The organism is Catellatospora coxensis (assembly GCF_016862635.1).
In the GTDB taxonomy this organism is placed as follows: Bacteria; Actinomycetota; Actinomycetes; order Mycobacteriales; family Micromonosporaceae; genus Catellatospora; species Catellatospora coxensis.
Genome location: NZ_BONI01000011.1, coordinates 104676 through 127248, shown reverse-complemented (window position 1 = coordinate 127248; position 22573 = coordinate 104676). Strand labels below are relative to the sequence as shown.

Here is a 22573-nt window from a genome sequence, read left to right as displayed (position 1 = left end):
GCGTGCCGATGGGTCGCCGGCGCGTGACCGGGCCTTGCTATGCGCCGATCGCCATCGCGAAGATGTGCATCGTCGGCACTCCGGATGCCGGACCTGAGCTGATGTTGGGCAGCTCGACGCGCACGACGGGTTTGGCCGCCAGGGACACGCCGGCGTAGTAGATGGTGGCGGCCGTGTTCTCCCGGCGGTTGCCGGGCCGGTTCTGGTAGGACATGACGACCGCCGCGGTCGCGCCGCTCTTGGGCCCGCCGTACCAGTCGGGCACGCTGAGGGCGAACGACTGGCGGGTGCCGTCGGCGTAGACCACGGTGGCGGTCCCGCCGACCGCGCCGTAGGTCCCGGCGGCCAGGAACCCCAGCTTGCTGCCGGTGCCGCTGATGGCCACGGACTGGCCCGAGGCGATCGCGTTGTCCGCCCCGCCCGGCTGCACGTTCGGCCACCGGAAGGTGATTCCCTCGCGGCTCAGGGTCGCGCCGGGGGTCACCCCGACCAGGGCCAGAGCCTGCGCGGACAGCGTCGCCCCGTTGCCGTCGAAGTTGCCCACGCCCGTGTTGCCGTCGTTGGTGGTGCCGGCATTGGAGAAAAGCTGCTCCAGGGTCGGCGTCGTCTGCCCCGTCGGCTGCGCCCGGTAGGTGCGGCCGGCCTGGACGGTGATCCGGACGCAGTCGGACTCGACCCGGGCCGGGGTCACCGTGGAGGCGTCGGCGGTGTCGACCACGGTGAAGCCGCCGGTGAACAGCCGCGCCCGCAGCTGCACCACGCCCGCGCGGTCGGCCCGGATCAGCGCCTCGGTGAGCTGGCCCGAACTCCAGGTCAGGCTCACGGTGTACCCGCCGCGGCCGCGCAGGCCGGTCACCTGGCCGCCCGACCACGCCGAGGGCAGCGCCGGCAGCAGGTGCAGCTCGCCGTTGTGGCTGTGCAGCAGCATCTCGGCGATGCCGGACGTCGCCCCGAAGTTGCCGTCGATCTGGAACGGCGGATGCAGGTCGAACATGTTCGGCGCGAGCCGGGACGTGTTGACCAGGTCCCTGATCAGCTTGTGGGCCCGGGCGCCCTCCTCCATTCGCGCCCAGAAATTGATCTTCCAGGCGAGCGACCATCCGGTGCCGTCGTCGCCGCGCAGCTCCAGGGTCCGCCGCGCGGCTGCGAACAGCGTCGGTGTCGCCCGCTTGGTGATCTGGTTGCTCGGATGCAGCCCGTACAGGTGGGAGATGTGGCGGTGGTACTGCTCGGTCTCGACCCAGTCGGCCAGCCACTCCTGGATGTTGCCCCGCGAACCCACCTTCATCGGCGCCAAGCGCTGGCGGGCCGCGCGGACCTGCGTACGGAAGTCGGCGTCCACGCCGAGCACCTCGCTCGCCGCGGCGCACCCGTCGAACAGATCCCGCAGGATCTGGTTGTCCATCGTCGGACCGGCGCAGACGCTGACGTTGGAGTGGTGGGCCAGCTCGGGGGAGTTCGACGGGTTGGTCACCAGGTAGCCGAGATTCGGCTCGGTGACCAGCGTGCTGAGGAAGAACTGGGCCGCGCCCTTCATCGCCGGGTAGTTGGCGCTCAGGAACCCGACGTCGCCGGTGAACCGGTAGTGGTCCCAGATCAGGGTCGCCAGCCACGCGCCGCCGGTCTGCCACATGCCCCAGAACGCGCCGTCGACCACCGAGGTCGCCCGCCACGCGTCGGTGTTGTGGTGGGTGACCCAGCCGCTCGCCCCGTACTGCGCCTGGGCGGTCCGGGCCCCCGTGACCGCGAGATCCCGGATCATCGCGAACACCGGCTCGTGGCACTCGGCCAGGTTCGTCGTGTCGGCCGGCCAGTAGTTCATCGGCAGGTTCGCGTTGATCGTGTACTTGGAGTCCCACGGCGGGGCCATCTGGTCGTTCCAGATACCCTGCAGGTTGGCCGGCTGCGTGCCGGGCCGCGAGGACGCGATGAGCAGGTACCGGCCGTACTGGAACAGCAGTGCGGAGAACTGCGGGTCGGTGACGGAGGCGTGCTGGCTGATGCGGACGTCGGTGGGCTGGTCCGCCGCGGAGGTGCGGCCGAGGTCGAGGGTCGTCCGGTTGAACAGCGCCTGGTAGTCGGCGGTGTGCCTGGCGAGCAGCTGGTCGTAGGAGACGCCGCGGGCGGCGCTGAGGTGGCGGCGGGCGATGCCCTGGTGGTCGCCGCTCACGTCGCGGTAGCTGACGTAGCTCGACCCGATCGACACGAACAGGGTCACGCTGGTCGCGCCGGTGACCCGCAGCGTGCCGCCGGAGCTGGAGACGGTGCCGCCGCTGGCGCTCACCCCGGCCAGGGCGTGGAACCGGACCGCCCCGGTCACCCCTTCCATCGAGCCCGAGGTGCCGTTCAGAGCGATGGTGCTGCCGTCCGGGCTGGACACGCTCGACGACTGCGGGCTGTCGAACGCCGCGGTGAACGTGACCGCCCCGGTGCGGTCGGCGGTCAGGCGCATGACGATCACCTGGTCGGGCGCGCTGGCGAACACGTCACGCTGGTAGCGCACGCCGTTCATCACGTAGCTGACCGAGGTGGTGGCGGTGGTCAGATCCAGGCGGCGGTGGTACTGCGAGGCGCTGCCGGAGGTGGGGAAGGTCAGCCGGAGGTTGCCGACCGGCTGGTAGGCGAGCTGCCCCACCGGCTTGCCGAGCATGCGCTGGTTGATCAGGTCCTGCGCTGGGCCCCACTGGTTGGCGAAGACCAGCCGCCGGATCTCCGCCAGCGCCCCCGCTCCCGCCGTGTTGGCCGGGTCGTGCGGTCCGCCGGCCCACACCGTGTCCTCGTTGAGCTGGAGCCGCTCGGTGTCGACGTTGCCGAACACCATCGCGCCCAGGCGGCCGTTGCCGATGGGCAGGGCGCGCAGCCAGTCGGTGCCGGCGGATTGGTTGTACCAGAGTGCCAGGTCGCCGGCCGCGAGCACCTCGACGGGCGCCGCCGAACCGGCCTGGGCTTCGGCGGTCCACGGCAACGGCGAGAGCAGGGCCCCGGCGCCCACGGCACCGGTCTTGATCACTTGTCTGCGTGTCAGATCCGACATCGGTCGACTCCCTCGGAGCGAACAGGGTGAATGGACAGTTGGCTGGTACGTGGAGGCGGAGGGGACCGGCCGGTGGTGGCCACCGGCCGGTCCGGGTGACCGTCAGGGCAGGCCGGTCACTGGAAGGAGGCGTCGTCGAGGTAGTAGCCGTCGGTGCCGGCCGCCGTCTCGACGTAGAGGCTCGCGCCGGACAGGGTTCCGGTCCAGGAGACGGTCGTGGTGCCGGTCAGCTGGGTCCATCCGCCGGAGTTCACCGTCGCGGCAGGGGTGAGCTGCACGTATCCGGTCGACCCGTTGGCGGTCACGGCGAGGGTGACCTTCGCCGACGGGGTGCCGCTCTGGGTGCGTACCCAGACGCTGGTGGTGTAGCTCTTGCCGTTGACGAGTGTGGCGGTGACGTCCTGGCGGACGCCGTTCCAGGCGGCGGTGCGGCCGGTGAGCAGCACCGACCTGCTGCCGCCGTGCACGACTGACGTGTTGGACGCCAGGGTGCCGCTGCCGAACACGGCCCACCCGGTCGTGCCCGACTCCATGTCGGCGTTGGTGAGCTGGTTGCCGCTGGACGTGCCGCCGCCGAACTGCCACCAGTTGACGTTGAACAGGCCGCCGCCGCTGCCGGTGAACCGCAGGTACAGATCACGGGTGCCGGTCGCCCCGGACACCGCGCACGTGACCGTCGCCCAGGTCTGGTAGCCGCCGGTGCCGGCCACCCCGCACGTTCCCGCGACGGGGCCGGTCAGGCTGTCCAGTCGCAGCTCGATGTTGCCGCCCGCGCCCGCCGAGGCGACCCGTGCGGTGAACGACGTCGCACCGGTGCCGAAGCCGACGCCCTTGACCTTGATGTAGTCGCCGTTGTCGATCCAGCCGACATTGAGGCTGCCCTCGCTGGCGGGCTCGGTCTCGACGCCGGTCTCCCAGGCGATCGTCTCGGCCTCCTGGCGCACGTACGGGTTCAGAGTGCCGATCTGCGGCGCGCCGGAGCTGGTCATGTTGATCGTCGGTATGGTGCCGTTGCTGTTGTAGGTGAACTTCTCGACGGCCACCGACCGGGTGTAGCCGCCACCGCCGGGCAGGGCGCCGTTGTGGTAGAAGAAGTACGAGCCGCCGTTGAAGTCGACGACGCCGGCATGGTTGGTGAAGCTGGCGCCCTGGCGCGGCATGACGGTCCCGCGGTAGGTCCAGGGCCCGGTGGGGCCTGTCGCGGTGGAGTAGCCGATGAACTCCGAGCAGCATTCGGCCGCGAACACGTTGTAGTACATGCCGTTGCGCTTGTAGACCCAGGGGCCTTCCTCGTACAGGGTCGGGCGGCTGGTGTTGCCGGTGCGGGTGCCGTAGCCGCTGGTGGTCAGCGGGATCTGGGTCGGGCCGCCCGAGTAGGAGATCATGTCGGTGTTCAGCCGGACGTACCACAGGCGGGGGTTGCCCCAGTACAGGTAGGCCTGGCCGTCGTCGTCGATGAGGACGTTGGGGTCGATCTCGCCGTTCTCGACCAGCGGCCGCCCGAGGGCGTCGGTGAACGGGCCGGTGGGGCTGCTGGACACGCCCACCCCGATGGCCATGCCGCCGGTGGCCCGGTTCTTGACCGGGACGTACCAGTAGAACTTGCCGTTGCGGTAGGCCACGTGCCCGGCCCAGGCGTCGGCGCTGGCCCAGCTGAAGGTGGACAGGCTCATCGGCACGCCGTGGTCGGTCCAGTTCACCATGTCGGCCGAGGAGTAGACCCGCCACTCCTTCATCGTGAAATAGGTCGAGCCGTCCTCGTCGTGACCGGTGTAGAGGTACACGCGGCCGTTGTGGACCAGTGGGGCGGGATCGGCTGTGTAGATCGTCTGCACGATCGGGTTGTCCGCGCCGGCGCTGACCGGCGCGAGTGTGAGCGCCAGGAGCAGGCCGGCCGCGACGGCGGCAAGCCGTCGCAGGCTCCGGCCGGTGCGGCGGGTGAGCGGGTGTTTCACGTGCTCTCCTTCGGAAGTCGCCGACCTGGTGCGACGCCGCGTTCGAGGGCGTGCCCATCGGCGACCAGCCGCCGGGTCCGGCAGGCCGCGCCAAGGGGGAGAACCGCGCCGAAGGTCGACTTGTATGCGGAACTTGACGGGTGCTGTATGACGTCTGAGCACGCCGCACCTCTGGCCCGACCTGCCCTGACGTGCTCGATCGGTGCCCTGCCAGCCGTTGCGGATGAAGGTGCCGACCATCCCGCGATCAGTCGAATGTGAACGATAACAGCGCTTGAGTCAAGATGTGACGAAAAGGTTTCGCGTGTGCGCAGGTCAGCTAGACCGTCCAGGTGGGAGCTGATCAACAGGAGAAGATCGATGTTTGAGGGCGGGTTGACAACCACGATGTGACCGATAACATCGACCGAGCCGACTACCTGATAACACGTCATATGACCTGGCCCCCATGGCGACATGTGGCGACGGGATCGGCAGGATCGGCAAGTTTTTCGTCGAGGCGTACCGGCGGCGCGGGACCCATCGACTGGCGATCTGTGATGGCTCCATCCGCCGTCAGAGGCCGCCACCTGTCAGGTGCGGCACCTGGCAGGCAGCACCCCCCCCACGGCATCCGGCGCGACGAGTCGCGCCCGCCTGGCCATCACTTGTCAGGAAGGGTCTTCATGTCCATCAGGGACGGCCTCCCCCCGCACCGCACCAGACGATGGTTCTCCGCAGGCTCGGCGCTGCTGCTGACCGCGAGCGGCGCGACCGCCATCCTCACCGCGGGCCCCGCCGGGCTCGGCGGCCCCGCGCCGGCGCAGGCGCACACCATCGTCAGCACCGACTACCAGCAGGTCACCCTCGCCAAGGGACTGTCCGAGACGGGCGAGCCGATGACGTTGGCGGTGCTGCCGGACCGGTCGGTCCTGCACACCGCGCGCAACGGCACGCTGCGCCGCACCGACGCGTCCGGCAACACCTCGGTCGTGGGCACCATCGCGGTCTACACCCACGACGAGGAGGGACTGCAGGGCGTCGGGGTCGACCCGAACTTCGCGACCAACCGGCACATCTACCTGTACTACGCCCCGCCGCTGTCGACCCCGGGCGGCGACGCCCCGTCCACCGGCACGAACTGGTCGGCCTGGCAGGGCGTCAACCGGCTCTCCCGGTTCACCCTGAACTCCGACTTCACCGTCAACCAGTCAAGCAAGGTCGACATCCTCGACGTCGCCGCGGACCGGGGCATCTGCTGCCACACCGGCGGCGACATCGACTTCGACGCGGTGGGCAACCTGTACCTGTCCACCGGCGACGACACCAACCCGTTCGAGTCCGCCGGGTTCTCCCCGCTCGACGAGCGGACCAACCGCAACCCCGCCTACGACGCCCAGCGGTCCGCGGCCAACACCAACGACCTGCGCGGCAAGATCCTGCGGATCAAGGTGAACGCGAACGGGTCGTACTCGATCCCCGACGGCAACATGTTCGTCGACTCCGACAGCCGGACCCGGCCGGAGATCTACGCGATGGGCTTCCGCAACCCGTTCCGGATCAGCGTCGACAAGGCCACCGGCGTGGTCTACGTCGGCGACTACGGCCCGGACTCCGGCAGCACCACCAGCCGCGGCCCGAGCGGGCAGGTCGAGTTCAACCGGGTCACCGGGCCGGGCTTCTACGGCTGGCCCTACTGCACCGGCACCAACAGCTCCAGCGAGACCTACGCCGAGTGGGACTTCGCGAGCAACAGCGCCGGATCGAAGTACAACTGCGGCGGCGGCCCGACCAACAACAGCTTCCGCAACACCGGCCTGCCGACCCTGCCGGCCGCCAAGACGGCCTGGATCCGCTACGCCGGCGACTCCGGCAGCCCGTCGGAGTTCGGCAGCGGCTCGGAGTCGCCGATGGGCGGCCCCGTCTACCGGTACGACGCCTCGTCGACGTCGAGCACCAAGTTCCCTCAGGGCTTCGACGGGCAGTTCTTCGCCGGCGAGTTCGGCCGGGGCTGGGTCAAGCCGATCCACGTCAACTCCGACGGCACCCGCGGCGCCATCGAGACGTTCCCGTGGAACGGCAAGCAGGTCATGGACATGGCCTTCGGACCCGACGGCGCGCTGTACGTGCTGGACTACGGCACCGGCTACTACAACGGCGACGCCAACTCGGCGCTGTACCGCTACGACTACGTGGGCAGCGGCAACCGGGCCCCGACCGCCGTGGCGAGCGCCGACCGGACCTCCGGCGCGGCCCCGCTGACGGTGAACTTCTCCTCGTCGGGATCGTCTGACCCCGAGGGCGGGACGCTGGCCTACTCCTGGGCCTTCGGCGACGGCACCACCTCCACGTCCGCCAACCCGAGCAAGACCTACAGTGCCAACGGCACGTACAACGCCACGCTGACGGTCCGCGACCCGCAGGGCGCCACCGGCTCGGCGAGCGTGCAGATCGGCGTCGGCAACACCGCGCCGACGGTCACCATCACCAGCCCCGCCAACGGGCAGCTGTTCGGCTTCGGCGAGACCGTGCCGTTCAGCATCACGGTGTCCGACCCCGAGGACGGCACCATCGACTGCACCAAGGTCAAGATGACCTACGTGCTCGGCCACGACAGCCACGGCCACCAGATCACCTCGCAGAACGGCTGCAACGGGTCGATCGCGGTCCCCGTCGACGGCGAGCACGACGACGCTGCCAACATCTTCGGGGTCTTCGACGCCGAGTACACCGACGCGGGCGGCCTGACCACGCACACCCAGCACACCCTGCAGCCGCGCAAGCGGCAGGCCGAGCACTTCAAGACCTCGTCCGGGGTGGCCACCTTCGACAAGAGCGCCGCCGAGGGCGGCAAGACCGTCGGTGACATCCACAACGGCGACTGGATCGCGTTCCAGCCGTACCGGATCAGCAACGTGACCGGCTTCAGTGCCCGCGTCTCGTCGGCGGGCAGCGGTGGCACGCTGCAGATCCGGGCCGGCTCGGCGACCGGCACCGTGCTCGGCTCGGCGACCGTGCCGGTCACCGGCTCGTGGGACACCTTCGCCACGGTCACCGGCTCGATCACCAGTCCGCCGAGCGGCACCACCACCCTGTACCTGACCTTCGCCGGGTCCGGGACCGGGTTCCTGTACGACGTCGACTCGTTCACCCTGGCCACCGGCACCACCACCCCGGGCGCCGGCCCGGTCAAGGGGCTGGCGGGCAAATGCCTGGACGTGCGCAACGGCGCGACCGCCGACGGCACGCAGATCCAGCTCCTGACGTGCAACGGGGCCGCCGCGCAGACGTGGACGGTGTCGGGTTCGACGCTGCGGGCGCTGGGCAAGTGCCTGGACGTCAGCGGCGGAGGCACCGCGAACGGCACGAAGATCCAGCTGTGGACGTGCACTGGCGGTGCGGCGCAGAACTGGACCTACCAGTCCTCCGACCAGACGCTGCGCAACCCGCAGTCGGGCAAGTGCCTGGACGTGTCCGGCAACAACTCGGCCGACGGCACGATCGTGACCCTGTGGACGTGCAACGGCGGCGCCAACCAGAAGTGGACCCTGCCCTGACCCGAAGGCCCCTCACCGGTGCTCCCACACCGGTGAGGGGCCTCGTCTCACCTTCCCTCCCAAGGAGAGCCACCATGCGCAGACTCCTGCGACCCGCACTCGGCGCGGCCACCGCCGTCCTCGCCGTCCTCGCCGCCACCGCTCCGGCCAGCCCGGCCAGCGCCGCCGACGCCCCGTACGACGTGCTCGTCTTCTCCAAGACCGCCGGGTTCCGGCACGACTCGATCGCCGCCGGCATCTCGGCCATCCAGGCGCTCGGCTCGGCCAACAACTTCACCGTCACCGCCACCGAGGACGCCTCCGCCTTCAGCACCGGCAACCTCGCGCAGTACGAGGCGGTCGTCTTCCTCAACACCACCGGCGACGTGCTCAACTCCAGCCAGCAGACCGCGTTCGAGTCCTACATCGGCTCCGGCGGCGGCTTCGTCGGCGTGCACTCCGCCGCCGACACCGAGTACAGCTGGCCGTTCTACGGCAACCTCGTCGGGGCGTACTTCGCCTCCCACCCGGCGATCCAGCAGGCCAACATCAAGGTCGAGAACCGGGCCCACCCGGCCACCGCACACCTGTCGCCGACCTGGACCCGCACCGAGGAGTGGTACAACTACCAGACCAACGCCCGCTCCACCGCCCGGGTGCTGGCCACCGTCGACGAGTCCTCTTATTCCGGCGGCTCCATGGGCGCCGACCACCCGCACTCCTGGTGCAAGACCTACAGCGGCGGCAGGTCCTTCTACACCGGCGGCGGGCACTCGCAGTCGGCGTACTCCGAGACGGCATTCCGCGGCCACCTGCTCGGCGGGATCCGCTACGCCGCGGGCCGGGCCAAGGCCGACTGCCGCCCGGAGACCGGCTACACCGCCCTCTACAACGGCTCCACCACCGGCTGGGCGCAGACCGGGCCGGGCAGCTTCGGCAACTCCGACGCCACGCTCACCTCGTCGGGCGGCATGGGCATGCTCTCCTACACCACCCGCGAGTACGTCAACTACTCGCTCAAACTCGACTGGCGGGTGCCCGGCGACGACAACTCCGGCGTGGTCATCGGGTTCCCCGCGGGCAGCACCGCGCAGGGCGCGCTGGACAACGGCTATGAGGTCCAGATCGACGCCACCGACTCCGCCGACCGGACCACCGGCGCGATCTACGCCCTGCAGTCGGCCGACATCACCGCCCGCGACGCGGCGCTCAACCCGCCGGGGGAGTGGAACACCTTCGAACTGCTCGTCGAGGGGGAGCGGCTGCAGGTCTTCCTCAACGGCTCGAAGATCAACGACTACACCAACACCAACCCGGCCCGCTCCATGGCCGGCTACATCGGCATCCAGAACCACGGCTCGGGCGACGACGTCTCCTTCCGCAACATCCGGATCAAGGACCTGGGCGGCACCCCGCCCACCGGCGACATCACCCGCCAGGCCGAGTCGTTCTCCTCGGCCGGTGGAGTCTCGGCGCTGTCCAAGTCCGGGGCCAACGGCGGCCAGGTCCTGGGCAACATCGAGTCCGGCGACTGGGCGGCGTACAACAGCCTCGACCTGACCGGCAGCACCTCGTTCCGGGCCCGGGTGGCCTCCGCGGGCTCCGGCGGCACGATCCAGGTCCGGACCGGCTCGGTCAGCGGGACGGTGCTCGGCTCCGTCGCGGTGCCCAACACCGGCAGCTGGACGAACTTCCAGAACGTCACCACGACCCTGTCGGGCGTCCCGTCCAGCACCCAGAATCTGTACCTGACCTTCACCGGATCAAGCGGCTTCCTCTTCGACGTGGACGAGTTCGTCCTGGTCAAGGGCACCGCATCCACGGGCACCGGCCCGGTCAAGGGCCTGGCGGGCAAGTGCCTGGACGTGCGCGGCGGTTCGTCGGCCGACGGCACGCAGATCCAGCTGTACACGTGCAACGGCGGTGCCCCGCAGACGTGGACGGTGTCGGGTTCGACACTGCGGGCGCTCGGCAAGTGCCTGGACGTCAGCGGGGGAGGGACCGCCAACGGCACGAAGATCCAGCTGTGGACGTGCACCGGTGGCGCGGCGCAGAACTGGACATACCAGAGTTCGGACCAGACGCTGCGCAACCCGCAGTCGGGCAAGTGCCTGGACGTTTCCGGCAACAACTCGGCCGACGGCACGGTCGTGGCCCTGTGGACCTGCAACGGCGGCGCCAACCAGAAGTGGACCCTGCCCTGATGCGGCCGCGATCCGTAACCGAGATTGGTGAGGTGACTCCATGGTTCAGATGAGCAAAGGCCGCTCCCGGTGGGCGGCAGCCGCCACCCTGGCCCTGGCCCTGGCATCGGCGGGCGTGGTCGTCGCCGTGCAGGCCGAAGTCGCGCAGGCGGCGACGGTCGGCACGCCCACCCGAATCGTCGGCGGCCCGTCCGGACGGTGCCTCGAGGTGCCCAACTCCGGCACCAGCAACGGCCTGCAGGCCCAGCTCTGGGACTGCAACAACTCCGCCGGCCAGGCCTGGACTCTCACCACGTCGGGCCAGCTGACGGTCTACGGCAACAAATGCCTCGACGCATCCGGCCGGGGCACCACCAACGGCACGCAGGCCATCATCTGGGACTGCAACGGCCAGAACAACCAGCAGTGGAACGTCAACGCCAACGGCACCATCACCGGCGTGCAGTCCGGCCTGTGCCTGGACGCCAACGCCGCAGGGACGGCCAACGGCACGAAGATCCTGCTCTGGGCCTGCCACGGCGGGGCCAACCAGCAGTGGGCGCAGTCGGTGCCGGGCTCGCCGAGCCCGACCCCGACGACCTCGGCGCCTCCGCCGGGGGGCGGCCCGTGCGACATCTACGGTGCCGGCGGCACGCCCTGCATCGCGGCGCACAGCACCACCCGAGCCCTCTACCAGGCGTACAGCGGAAACCTGTACCAGGTCAGGCGCTCGTCGGACAACACCACCCGCAACATCGGCGTCCTGAGCACCGGCGGCACCGCCAACGCGGCGGCGCAGGATTCGTTCTGCGCGAACACCACGTGCGTCATCACGGTGCTGTTCGACCAGTCCGGGCGCGGCAACGACCTGTGGTACCAGGGATCCAGCGTGGTCCCCGGATCACCGCAGAGCCGTCCGGCCGTGGCGACGACCGAGTCGCTGACGGTCGGCGGCAGCAAGGCGTACTCGCTGTACATCAACCCCGGCAACAGCTACTGGCGCGACGGCCACCTCACCGGTGTCCCGACCGGCAGCGCACCCGAGGGGATGTACATGGTCACCAGCGGCACCCACGTCAACAGCGGCTGCTGTTTCGACTACGGCAACAGCGAGACCACCCGCAAGGCCGACGCGGCCGGTGCCATGGACGCGATCTACTTCGGCACGAGCTGCTGGTTCGGCGGCTGCTCGGGTTCGGGGCCGTGGGTGCAGGCCGATCTCGAATGGGGCCTGTTCCCGGGCGGCAGCAGCACCTGGAACCCGAACCAGCGGGCGTTCACCAGCAAGTTCGTCACGGCGACGCTGAAGAACAACGGCGTGTCGCGGTTCGCGATCAAGGGCAGCAACGCCCAGTCCGGGGGCCTGTTCACGCTGTGGGACGGCGCGCTTCCCAACGGGTACAGCCCGATGAAGAAGCAGGGAGCCATCGTGCTGGGCAGCGGCGGAGACTGCTGCAAACCCGACGGCGGCGCCAACGCCAGCGCTGGCACGTTCTACGAGGGCGCCATGGTGGCGGGCTACCCGTCCGATGCCGTCGAGAACGCCGTCCAGGCCAACATCGTCGCCGCGGGCTACCGATGACACGAACGGGCCTTCGGCCCTGACCACCCTCGCAGTGCCGCCGCGCCACAGCGGCGGCACTGCGGGAACGTCAGGCCGTTACCCGCGGCCGGTATCGCAGGGCGGCGGCCCCCGACCGGAACTCATGGCGATCCACGAGTTCGAGCTGGATGCGCTCGCGCAGACCGGCGAGCAACGTCGGCCCGTGTCCGGCGAGCACCGGCTGCACGACGAACACGTACTCGTCGATCAGTCCCAGCTGCGCCAACGCCAGGGGGAGCGTCACGCCACCCACGAACAGGCCCTCGCCCGGCTCCTGCTTGAGCCGCTGAACCGCCTGCCCCAAATCGCCCCGCACCAGCTCGGCATTCCAGTCGACCCCGCTCAGCGTGCTCGACACGACGTACTTCTTCGCACCGTCGATGGTCTCGGCGAACGGGATCTGCCACTCACCCATCCAGTCGGGCCACGTGCCGGAGGCCGGCCGCCGCCACGCCGACTCCATCATCTCGTAGGTCACCCGGCCGAACAGCAGCGCGTCGGCTCGTGCCATCTCCGCGGTCCAGTAGCGCATCGACTCCTCGTCGGGCGGGAGCCCCGCCTCGTGATGGCAGCAGCCGTCCAGTGTGACGTTGATCGAGTATCGAAGTGGTCTCACGTCTTGCACTCCCTTGATGCGCGCAGCGCATTGCACCGGACCGTGCTCACACTACTGTCGGCGCCATTTCTCATCGGCGCTCGATACCACCCGCATCGCCGACCGCCGACCGTCGGCACGCCGAGGCTTGTGCGTGTGGGCAGTCGGCTCGCCGCCTCGAAGGCCGATGTGCTGACCTGTGGGTTCGGCGGCGCTTCGGAGTCGCGGCACCGAACCCTCGGTGGTCCTCCGTCGCCGGAGCGGTGCGACCCGGCACGCGCTCAGCCCGGTGCCCTGCGACGAGCAGGACGAAGCCGGCCTTCGCGGTCAGGCGGTGACGGCGCGTGGCTCGAGGAAGTTCTCCAGCCCGTATGCGCCGTGCTCGCGGCCGATGCCGGACTGCTTGACGCCGCCGAACGGGGCTTCGGGGTCGCCGAAGGCACGGTTGATCAGGACGGTGCCCGCGTCGATCTGGGTGGCCACGCGCCGGGCTCGTCGGGTGTCGGCGGAGAAGACGTAAGCCTGCAGGCCGTACGGGGTGTCGTTGGCGATCTCGATGGCTTCCTGCTCGTCGCCGTAGGCGATGACGACCAGTACGGGTCCGAAGATCTCTTCGCGGGCGATGCGCATGGTGTTGGTCACGCCGCTGAAGACCGTGGGCTTGACGTACCAGCCGGTGGGCAGGTCGTCGGGGCGGCCTTCGCCACCGATGAGCACGTTGGCGCCCTCGTGCCTGCCTTCGCGGATGTAGTCCTGGACGCGGTCGTACTGCTTCTGGCTGACCAGTGGCCCGACCGCCGTGGCGGCGTCGTTGGGATCGCCGACCTTCAGCGTCGCGACGTTCTGCTTGATCGCGTCGAGCACTTCGTCGATTCTGCTTTGCGGGGCCAGGATGCGGGTTCCGGCGAAGCACGCCTGGCCGTTGTTCATGAAACCGGCGGTGAGCGCGTCGGCGACAGCGGAGGGGATGTCGGCGTCGTCGAGCAGGATGCTGGGACTCTTGCCGCCGAGTTCCAGGGTCAGCCGCTTCATCGTCGCGGCGGCGTTGCGCATGATGTGCTGTCCGACCGTCGTCGAACCGGTGAAGCCGACCTTCGCGACGTCAGGATGGGTGGTCAGCACCTCGCCCACGACATCGCCGCGCCCGGTGACGATGTTGACGACGCCTGGGGGGACCTCGGCGGCGTCGACGCACTCGCTCATGATCTGCGTCTGGATGGCGCTGAGCTCGCTGGGCTTGACGACGATGGTGCAGCCCGCGGCGATGGCGCCGGCGAGCTTCTGCGCGACGAAGACGATGCTGTAGTTCCAGGGTGTGATCGCCGCGGCGACGCCCACCGGTGCCAACGTGATCGTGCTGTCCCCGTGCACCCGGGTGAACTCGTATTTCTCCAGGATCTGCGCGGCCTCGTCGAAGACGCCGGCGGCTTTCGGCATGCCGGCTTCGACGAGCGTGCGGGTGGCTCCGTACTCCTCGATCATCGCGTTGCGCAGGTCGTCGAGGCGCGCGGTGAATGCGGCACTGAGCCTGCGGAGGATGGCCAGCCGCTCCTGGCGGGTGGTCCGGGAGTAGGTGGCGAAGGCCCGCTTGGCCGCGGCGACGGCGGCGTTGGCATCGGTCTCGTCGGCCAGGCGTACGTGCCCGATGACCTGCTCCGTGGCGGGGTTGTGCAGGGGCGCGAGTTCGGTTCCGTGGGGAGTGACGAACTTCCCGTCGATGTAGACCTTGTCGATGGTGCGCACGGTGGTGCTCCGTTTCGGTTGGTACCTGATCGGTTATCCAAAACTATTATGTCCAGCAAATGATTTGTTCGTCAATCGATGTTGTGATCAACACACTGTGCTATCGTCGGGTACATGTCAGCTGCTACAGACGCTTTGCCCGCTCCGGCCGACCGCCAACGCGGAGTCAACTTCGGCTGGTCACTGGGCATGGTGCTGCGGCGGTGGCAGGAGTTCGTCGAGGAAGTGCTGCAGGATCTTCCCCACGGCAGCCGCGGTTACCACATCCTCGCCGTGGTCGTGCACGAAGACGTCCCGACTCAAGGCGCCCTGGCCACGCGGCTGGTCATCGACCGCAGCGTGCTGACATACGTCATCGACGACCTCGAAGCCGCCGGTCTGATCGAGCGGCAGCTGGACCCCCGCGACCGGCGAGCCCGCCGCATCGTGGCCACCGACAAGGGCCGCCAGGTGCTCGCCGACGCCGAGGAGCGAGTCGCCCGGGCCGAGGACTACGTGCTCGGCGGGCTGACCCCGCAGCAACGTGCCGGTTTCCGGGAGGCGGCCGAGCGCGCGGCCGAGGCGATCGTGACCGCTGCGCCGGGCACCGACCCGTGTCTGGCCGTGGAGAGCGTGATCGACCAGCCCGCCCCGGCTGCCTGATTCGTCCGTCGGCACCTGCGCCGCAGCGGGTCGGCCAGTTCCCGGCACGACGGTCCGTCGCGGTGCTCACGGCCTGGCTGCGCGCTCTTCGGCAGGTGGCATTCTGAGTACCGGCTTCACGGCCTCGCCGCTGGCAGCCGCGGCGAATGCGGCCTCGATGTCGTCGAAGTCGTAGAAACGGATCAGCCGGTCGACGGGGAAGCGACCCGAGGCGAACAGCTCGACCAGCCGAGGGATGAACAGTTGCGGCACCGCGTCGCCCTGCACGATCCCCGACACGGTCTTGCCGAAAGCCAGCTTCGCGGCGGGCACGACGCTGTCGGGCGCTCCACCCGCGACCAGGCCCACCCGGCCCAGTGGCCGCAGGGCGTCGACGGCGTTGTCGAGCATGTCGGCACGTCCGGTCGTGTCCAGCACGTAGCCGACACCCGCCCCCGTGATCTCCTGGATCGTCTTGGCGACCTCGTGTTCGAGCGCGTTGACGGTGTGGGTCGCACCCAGGTCGGCTGCCAGGGCCAGGCGCTGGGGGTTGACGTCGACGGCGATGATCGTGGCGGCTCCGGCCAGGTGCGCCGCCATGAGAGCACCGAACCCGACTGCGCCGACACCGAAGATCGCGATCGTGTCACCCGCGGATACGGAGAAGGTGTTGAGCACAGCACCGGCACCGGTCTGGAAGCCGCAGCCCAGCGGTCCGAGCAGCTCCAGCGGAAGAGCTCTGTCGACCTTGACGGTGTTGCGCCGGGTGGCCAGTGCGTGAGTGGCGAAAGAAGACTGCCCGAAGAAGTGCCCCGACACCGGACGGGCGTCCGGGCCGATGCGGTGCACTCCTCGGGTGCCGTCGATCCGCGCGCCGGAGAAATTGGCCGGCATGGCCTGCTCGCAGTATGCGGGGTGGCCGGACAGGCACTGGGGGCATCCCCCGCAGGCCTGGAACGACAGCACGACATGGTCGCCCGGTCGCAGGTCGGTGACGTCGGGGCCGACCCGCTCGACGACTCCCGCGCCTTCGTGGCCCAGCACGATCGGCTGAGGCACGGGCAGGTGCCCGTTGCGGGCGTGGGCGTCGGTCTGGCAGATGCCGGTGGCGACGATACGCACCAGGACCTCGTCGCCGCGCGGTTCGTCGAGTTGCAGGTTCTCGAAGGCGAAGCGCTCGCCTGGCCCGGTCGACACTGCGGCTCGTATCTGCATGGGTGTTCCTCTTTCTCGAAGGGTGTTGCTGCCCGGCCGGTGATGGCTCGGGGGGTCCGTTGCCTCAGCGTTGTGGCACGACGTCGCGCGCCGGAGGGATCGGGAAGTTGCGGTTGAACACGTTGTCGGGGTCGTATTCGGCCTTGATCCGGCGCAGCCGGCTCAGCGTCGGCCCCGGGAACGCCTCGGTCAGCAGCTTCGGGTCGTCGCGGGTCTCGAAGCTGAGGTACATGCCGTCCAGGTGGGGCCGCAGGTCGGCCCAGTGCCGGTCCAGGTGCGCGACGCGTTCGGGGTCGGTAGCGGCGATCACGGAGAAGTTCTGGCTGCGGTGGGCGTACGCGGTGGCCTCGGGCTCCACGTCGTTGACGGCGCCGCCGACGCTGCGAATCTGCATCACCGACACCTCGCCGGAGTGCATCATCGAGCGCATGCTCGCCGCGGCTTCGGCGGTGATGTGGTGCAGCAGCCCGCTGCGGGTGTCCTCGAGTCCCTGGCCGTGGTGGCGGTTGTGCGGTGGTGCGACCAGCGTCGCGTACGGCATGAGCTGCGCCTGCTGGCCGAGGAGCGGACCGATGTCGACGAACGGGGTGAGCGCGTGCTGCGCCGACTCGACGTCGTCTCCGGCGTAGACCAGGGTGACCCGGGCCATCGGGCCGCGAGCAGTGCCGAACACCGACAGGAAGCTGCTCAGTTCGCGCGGGGCCTGCTCGACCAGGGCCGCCCAGCGGGTCAGCAGGCCCGCGGTGTCGTCGGCGTCGACGGTGAGCTGGGCGACGGCGACGTCGGCGACCTCGTAGGCCTCCAGCTCCAGGGCGGTGACGACGCCGAAGTTGCCGCCCGCGCCGCGTATCGCCCAGAACAGGTCCGGGTGGTGTCCGGCGTCGACGCGCAGGATGCGGCTGTCGGCGGTGACGATCTCGGCGGCCACGACGTGGTCGATGGTGAGGCCGTAGCGGCGGGCGAGGTAGCCGATGCCGGCGGTGGTGGCCAGGCCGCCGACGCCGACGTCGCCGTAGTCGCCGGAGCTCATCGCCAGGCCGTGCGGTGCGAGCTGGCGGGCGACCTCGCCCCAGCGGGCGCCCGGTTCGAGGCGGATGAGCCGCCGGTCGCGGTCGAGCACCTGGACGCTGTTCATGCGGGACAGGTCGATGACGATGCCGCCGTCGTTGGTGGAGCGGCCGCTGATGCCGTGCCCGCCGCTGCGTACCGACAACGGCACGCCCTGACCGCGGGCGTACCGGATCGCGTCGGCGACCTCGGCGGCGACGCCGGGCCGCAGCACCAGCGCGGGCGAACCCCGGCGGATGTAGCTGTGCCGGGCGCGTTCGTAGTCGCGGTCGCCGGGTTCCACCGCGTGCGCGGCCAGTGCGGGAGGAAGGGCGTCGTAGTCGAGGCCGGGTAGTCGCTGCGCGAGCACTGCCGCCGGGCGCGAGCTCGCGGCGGGAACACCGGTGCGGGCCCTTTCGCGGGCGACGGCCTCCCGCAGTGCGGGGGCGACCTCCTGGGCGAACATCTGGATGAGCCGGGGGTCGTCGCGGCCGATGATGAACGCGCTGAAGCCCTCGTCGAGCACCATCGGCAGCAGTTGCTCGACCCACTGGCCGGGTGGGCCCTGCAGGAATCCGCGGCCGGCGGCGGCGAAGTCGACCTGGAACAGGTTGAGCAGCCGACGGATCTGGCGCGGGTCACGGCCGGCTTTCTCTGCTCCCTCGTCGATGAGCCGGTTGGCGGTGAACCGGTCCGGGGACTGCAGGTATTCCAGCGTCGGCAGCCAGCCGTCGGCTGCCGCGCCGGTCAGTTCGAGCATCTTGGGCTTGTAGGCGCCGAGCCAGATGCCGATGTCGTGAGCCGGCGCCGGGCCGCGGCGCATCCCGGGAACGGAGTAGTGCTTGCCGTCCTGACGTAACAGGGCGCGGGTGGAGGTGTCCCAGGCGCCGCGCAGGATGTCGATGGCTTCGCGCAGCGCCTGCACGCCCTGTCCAGGGGTGAGCCGGCGGCCGCCCATGCCCTCGATCCCGTCCCACATCGCTCCGGCCCCGAGGCCCAGCTCGAAGCGGCCCTTGGACAGCAGGTCAAGGCTGGCCGCGGCGCGGGCCAGCACGGCAGGCGGGCGCAGTGGCAGGTTGAGCACGTTGGCTGAGACCCGCAGCCGCTGGGTACGCGACGCCACCCAGCTCAGCAGGGTCCAGGTGTCGAGGAAGCCCGGGTTGTACGGGTGGTCCTGGAAGGTGGCGAGGTCGAGGCCGGCGGCCTCGGTCAGCTCGGCGAGCGCCACCACGCGGTCGGGATCATCGGCGCCTGGCGTGATGAAGGTTCCGAACAGCAACTCGTGTCCGTAATCGGGCATGGCCCGTGCTCCCAGCTCTCAAGTAGTTGAACAATCGATAGTGTAGTCAGCAAAAGTTTTGGTCAACAACCTATCTGGTGGGTTCGGGGTCGTGCGAGACGTGGGTCACGACGACTGGACGCGTTGTCGAGCAGATGTATTGTTGAACAAATGAGTTGCCCAACAACATTTATCGCACGGCTCATCAGAGAGCGAAAGCAGCGAATGCGTCGGGGGGCAATTTCGCAGGTCGGTCGAGCTTAGCAGCGATCGGACACAGTGTCCGACGATGTGTACGATCGACCGGCTCGTGCGGTCAACAGGCCGCGCTCACACAAGGAAGGCAAGAGAATGGCCAGCAAGTACGGCGACTTCTACCCGAGCAAGTGGGGCTTCCCGAAGTCCGTGGTGGAGGGCAACGCTCCGTCGCCCAAGCAGTTCATGCCCGACTACCTCGACGACCCGTCCTTCTACGCGAAGGGCTACCACGTCGAGAACGTCGGCGACGGCGGCAACTTCTACTGGGTGACCAGCCCTGCCGGGTACGACGCCGGATTCGTGGTGACCGGCGACGGCGTGATCGTCATCGACGCCCCGCCCGGGCTGGGGGAGAACCTGCAGTCGGCGATCAGGTCAGTGACCCGGGAGCCGGTCACGCACCTGGTCTACAGCCACTGGCACTCCGACCACATCGGCGCGGCGTCCCAGTTCGGTCCCAACGTGAAGATCATCGCGCACGACATCACCCGTGAGCTGCTTACCCGTTTCCCCGACAGGTACCGGCCGCTCCCGACGGAGACGTTCAGCACCGACGCGACCCTGGACGTGGGCGGCACCAAGCTGGAGCTGTCCTACAAGGGCGCCGACCACTGCCCGGGCAACATCTACATCTACGGGCCGGCGCAGAAGGTCCTCACGAAGATCGACATCGTCAGCCCTGGCTCGGTGACGTTCGCCCACTGCGACGTGTCGGAGAACATCAGCGGGTTCTACCAGGCCCACGACGACATCCTTTCCTACGACTTCAAGGCGCTGATCGGCGGTCACATCTCCCGCTGGGGCACCCGCGAAGACGTCGAGGTCGTCCGCGAGTACTGGCACGACCTGCTCGGCTACGCCGAAGAGGCGCTGTGGGAGATGAGCAACGCCGAGGCCCTGCAAGGCTTCGTCGTGGGCCTGGGCCGGGAGAACCAGATGGTCGGCGCGGAGAACTGGATCAACTCGATCGCGAACTACGCGACCGAGAAGACGCTCACCAAGACGACCTCCAACGGTCAGACCTGGCCTGAGCGGCTGGCCGGCGCGACGGTGTGGACGAAGTACCACGCCTGGACGGTCGCCGAGACCACCCGCACCGAGCGTACCCACCACGGCTACCAGGCCGAGGGCAACGGCGGCCCTGCGTACATCGCCTGACCGCCCCCTGCTCGACGCGGCTCGTGCCCGGACTCCGGCGGGCACGAGCCGCATTCCACACCGGCCGTCACCGCTCCGCGATCGCCGGCTCTCCCGCACCTCTGGCAGGACCAACATGTCACCGACGACCACGCACGCAACCGCACCACGAACCGTCATCGCAGCCGTTCTGCTGGCCGCGTTCATCTTCGCTTTGTTCCAATCGTTTCTCACCCCGGTGCTGCCGGCCCTGCAGCAAGAACTCCACACCACGCCGACCCTGGTGACCTGGGTGATGACAGCCTTCCTGCTGTCGGCCTCCGTGGCCACGCCGGTGATCGGGCGCCTGGGCGACCGCCACGGCAAGGATCGCCTCCTGTTCGCGTCGCTCGTCACGCTTGCGGCCGGATCGGTGCTGTCGGCACTGGCGCCCGGGATCGAACTCATGCTCGTGGGACGGGTGATCCAGGGCGTCGGTGGCGGCGTGCTGCCACTGGCCTTCGGCATCGTGCGCGACGAAGTTCCCCGGGCTGAAGTGCCGGGCGTCATCGGCATCGTGTCGGCGCTCACCGCGGTGGGCGGCGGCGCCGGCACGGTCCTGGCCGGACCGCTGACCGACGCTTTCGGCATCCGCTCGCTGTTCTGGATCCCGGCCGCACTGAGCATCGCAGCGGCCGCAGCCGCCAAGGTCGGGGTCCCCCCGTCGCCGTCGCGCAATCCCAGCCCTGTCAGCTGGCCGGCCACCATGCTGCTGGCCGGCTGGCTGATCGCATTGCTGGTTCCGCTGACCCAGGCAGCCCGCTGGGGCTGGACGTCCCCGTCGGTGATCCTCCCGCTGGCCGCCGCCGGCGTGCTGGCCATCGCCTGGGTCATGGTCGAGCGGCGCTCGGACCGGCCACTGATCGACCTTCGCATGATGCGCGCCACCGCGATCTGGGCCACCAACCTCGTATCGCTGCTGTTCGGCATCGGCCTGTTCGCGGTCATGACGTTCCTGCCCGTGTACGTGCAGACCCCGCCCGAAGCCGGCTACGGGTTCGGGGCAAGCGTCACCGAAGCGGGACTGATCCTGCTGCCGATGACCGTGACCATGTTCGCCGGAGGCCTGGCCGCCGCAGGGCTGGAACGACGGCACGGGTCACGTGCCGTGCTCGTCGCAGCGTCGGCGGCGCAGGCGGCCTCGACCGTGATGCTCGCACTCGGCCACGACAGCAGGTGGCTGGTACTTACCGCGCTGTCGCTGCTCGGAGTAGCTCTGGGTATCGGCATCTCGACCATGTCGAACGTCATCGTGGCGGCCGTGCGCCCCGACCAGACGGGCGTGGCCAACGGCGTCACCGCCAACGTGCGAACCATCGGCGGCTCGCTCGGCGTGGTGATCATGGCGGCTGTCGTCGGCGCGTACACCCGGGCCGACGGTCGCCCGGCAGAAACCGGCTTCACCCGCGGATTTTGGATCCTGGCCGTCGCCGGGCTAGCCGCAACAGCGGTGTCGCTGCTGCTGCCCCGACGAGTCCAACCCGACGCGCAGTCCAAGACGACTCAGCCCTGACCTCCGCAGCCAGCCGGTCCACCACGTCCTGCATCTCAGGCTGCTGCTGCTGCTGCTGCTCGCCCGCCCAGGCCAGTGTTCCTCACGAGCCTGCCGCGGACACCCGCTGTACCAACCACGCCCCACCCAGCAAAGGATCAGAGATGTCCCACCCCATCAACCTTGCAGTGATCTACTACTCCGCGACAGGCACCGGCACCGAGATCGTCAACGAGATGAGCAAGGCAGCCGAAGATGCCGGCGCACTGGTCCGCGTCCGAAAGGTGAGCGAACTCGCTCCACCTGCGGCAATCGGCGCCAACCCGGCGTGGGCCGCCCATCACGCCGCCACCAGCACCATCCCGGCCCCGAGTTTCGACGACATCGAATGGGCCGACGCCGTCATCTTCGGGTCGCCTACCCGATTCGGCAACATCGCCTCCCAGCTCAAGCAGTTCCTGGACACGCTTTCGCCGCTGTGGAGCCAGAACAAGCTCGCTGACAAGGTCTACAGCGGCTTCACCTCCGCCACGACCCGCCACGGCGGCCACGAATCGACCCTGCTGGCGCTGTACAACACCATCCATCACTTCGGCGGGATCATCGTGCCGCCGGGCTACACAGACCCCGTCAAACTCGTCGACGGCAACCCTTACGGCACCTCCCACCTCGTGGAGCCCGGCAACGAGATCGGTTCGGTCGCCGCGGACACCCGAAACGCCGCCAGGCACCAGGCCACGCGCGTCGTCGAGATCGCCCGGGCGCTCAAGAGCGGCCACGCCTCCTGAAAGGCCACCGGAGGACCCGCCGGACATCGACGCTCCGCGGGTCCTCCGGCCGACCGGGGTCAAGCCACC

Annotated in this window: 13 protein-coding genes; 7 read left to right on the top strand and 6 right to left on the bottom strand. The window is 69.4% G+C overall.

The window, feature by feature from the left end; translation table 11 throughout:
• Positions 1-37: 37 nt before the first annotated feature.
• A complete protein-coding gene (locus Cco03nite_RS09155; protein WP_203691065.1) occupies positions 38-3034 on the bottom strand; it encodes a glycoside hydrolase family 95 protein in 2997 nt (998 codons plus the stop codon).
• Positions 3035-3150: 116 nt separating this feature from the next.
• Positions 3151-4989 (bottom strand): family 43 glycosylhydrolase, encoded by a 1839-nt coding sequence (locus Cco03nite_RS09150; protein ID WP_239167234.1) that lies wholly within the window; start codon positions 4987-4989, stop codon positions 3151-3153.
• Between the two features lie 665 nt (positions 4990-5654).
• On the opposite strand from Cco03nite_RS09150, the gene Cco03nite_RS09145 reads away from it, so the two are divergent.
• The 3 genes from Cco03nite_RS09145 to Cco03nite_RS09135 all read left to right on the top strand — a co-directional run bounded on the left by Cco03nite_RS09145 (position 5655) and on the right by Cco03nite_RS09135 (position 12269).
• Positions 5655-8525, top strand: a complete 2871-nt coding sequence (locus Cco03nite_RS09145; RefSeq protein ID WP_203691063.1) for a PQQ-dependent sugar dehydrogenase — start codon at positions 5655-5657, stop codon at positions 8523-8525.
• A gap of 74 nt (positions 8526-8599) precedes the next feature.
• Positions 8600-10708 (top strand): ThuA domain-containing protein, encoded by a 2109-nt coding sequence (locus tag Cco03nite_RS09140; RefSeq protein ID WP_203691061.1) that lies wholly within the window; start codon positions 8600-8602, stop codon positions 10706-10708.
• 40 nt (positions 10709-10748) lie between these two features.
• Positions 10749-12269 carry an arabinofuranosidase catalytic domain-containing protein gene (locus Cco03nite_RS09135; RefSeq protein WP_203691059.1) on the top strand — a complete coding sequence of 507 codons (1521 nt, stop codon included), beginning with the start codon at positions 10749-10751 and terminating at the stop codon, positions 12267-12269.
• Positions 12270-12339: 70 nt separating this feature from the next.
• On the opposite strand, the gene Cco03nite_RS09130 is transcribed toward Cco03nite_RS09135, so the two are convergent.
• The gene (locus tag Cco03nite_RS09130; protein WP_203691057.1) at positions 12340-12906 is read right to left on the bottom strand and encodes a dihydrofolate reductase family protein; all 567 of its coding nucleotides are present in this window, start codon (positions 12904-12906) and stop codon (positions 12340-12342) included.
• Between the two features lie 306 nt (positions 12907-13212).
• Positions 13213-14628: an aldehyde dehydrogenase family protein gene (locus tag Cco03nite_RS09125; protein WP_203691055.1), complete on the bottom strand. Its 1416-nt coding sequence runs from the start codon at positions 14626-14628 to the stop codon at positions 13213-13215.
• Positions 14629-14742: 114 nt separating this feature from the next.
• On the opposite strand from Cco03nite_RS09125, the gene Cco03nite_RS09120 reads away from it, so the two are divergent.
• Entirely contained in the window at positions 14743-15270 is a 528-nt protein-coding gene (locus tag Cco03nite_RS09120; RefSeq protein ID WP_203691053.1) for a MarR family winged helix-turn-helix transcriptional regulator, read from the top strand.
• Positions 15271-15336: 66 nt separating this feature from the next.
• Here the strand turns inward: Cco03nite_RS09120 and Cco03nite_RS09115 are convergent, their stop codons facing one another.
• Positions 15337-16464 carry an NAD(P)-dependent alcohol dehydrogenase gene (locus Cco03nite_RS09115; RefSeq protein ID WP_203691051.1) on the bottom strand — a complete coding sequence of 376 codons (1128 nt, stop codon included), beginning with the start codon at positions 16462-16464 and terminating at the stop codon, positions 15337-15339.
• Positions 16465-16528: 64 nt separating this feature from the next.
• On the bottom strand, positions 16529-18811 hold the full coding sequence (locus tag Cco03nite_RS09110; RefSeq protein WP_203691049.1) for an LLM class flavin-dependent oxidoreductase: 2283 nt from the start codon (positions 18809-18811) through the stop codon (positions 16529-16531).
• Positions 18812-19141: 330 nt separating this feature from the next.
• Here Cco03nite_RS09110 and Cco03nite_RS09105 point away from each other — a divergent pair, with 330 nt between their 5' ends.
• The 3 genes from Cco03nite_RS09105 to Cco03nite_RS09095 all read left to right on the top strand — a co-directional run bounded on the left by Cco03nite_RS09105 (position 19142) and on the right by Cco03nite_RS09095 (position 22504).
• On the top strand, positions 19142-20206 hold the full coding sequence (locus Cco03nite_RS09105; RefSeq protein ID WP_203691042.1) for an MBL fold metallo-hydrolase: 1065 nt from the start codon (positions 19142-19144) through the stop codon (positions 20204-20206).
• A 115-nt stretch (positions 20207-20321) separates the two neighbouring features.
• On the top strand, positions 20322-21737 hold the full coding sequence (locus tag Cco03nite_RS09100) for an MFS transporter (RefSeq protein ID WP_275412019.1): 1416 nt from the start codon (positions 20322-20324) through the stop codon (positions 21735-21737).
• 143 nt (positions 21738-21880) lie between these two features.
• Positions 21881-22504: a flavodoxin family protein gene (locus tag Cco03nite_RS09095; protein WP_203691038.1), complete on the top strand. Its 624-nt coding sequence runs from the start codon at positions 21881-21883 to the stop codon at positions 22502-22504.
• Positions 22505-22573 lie beyond the last annotated feature (69 nt).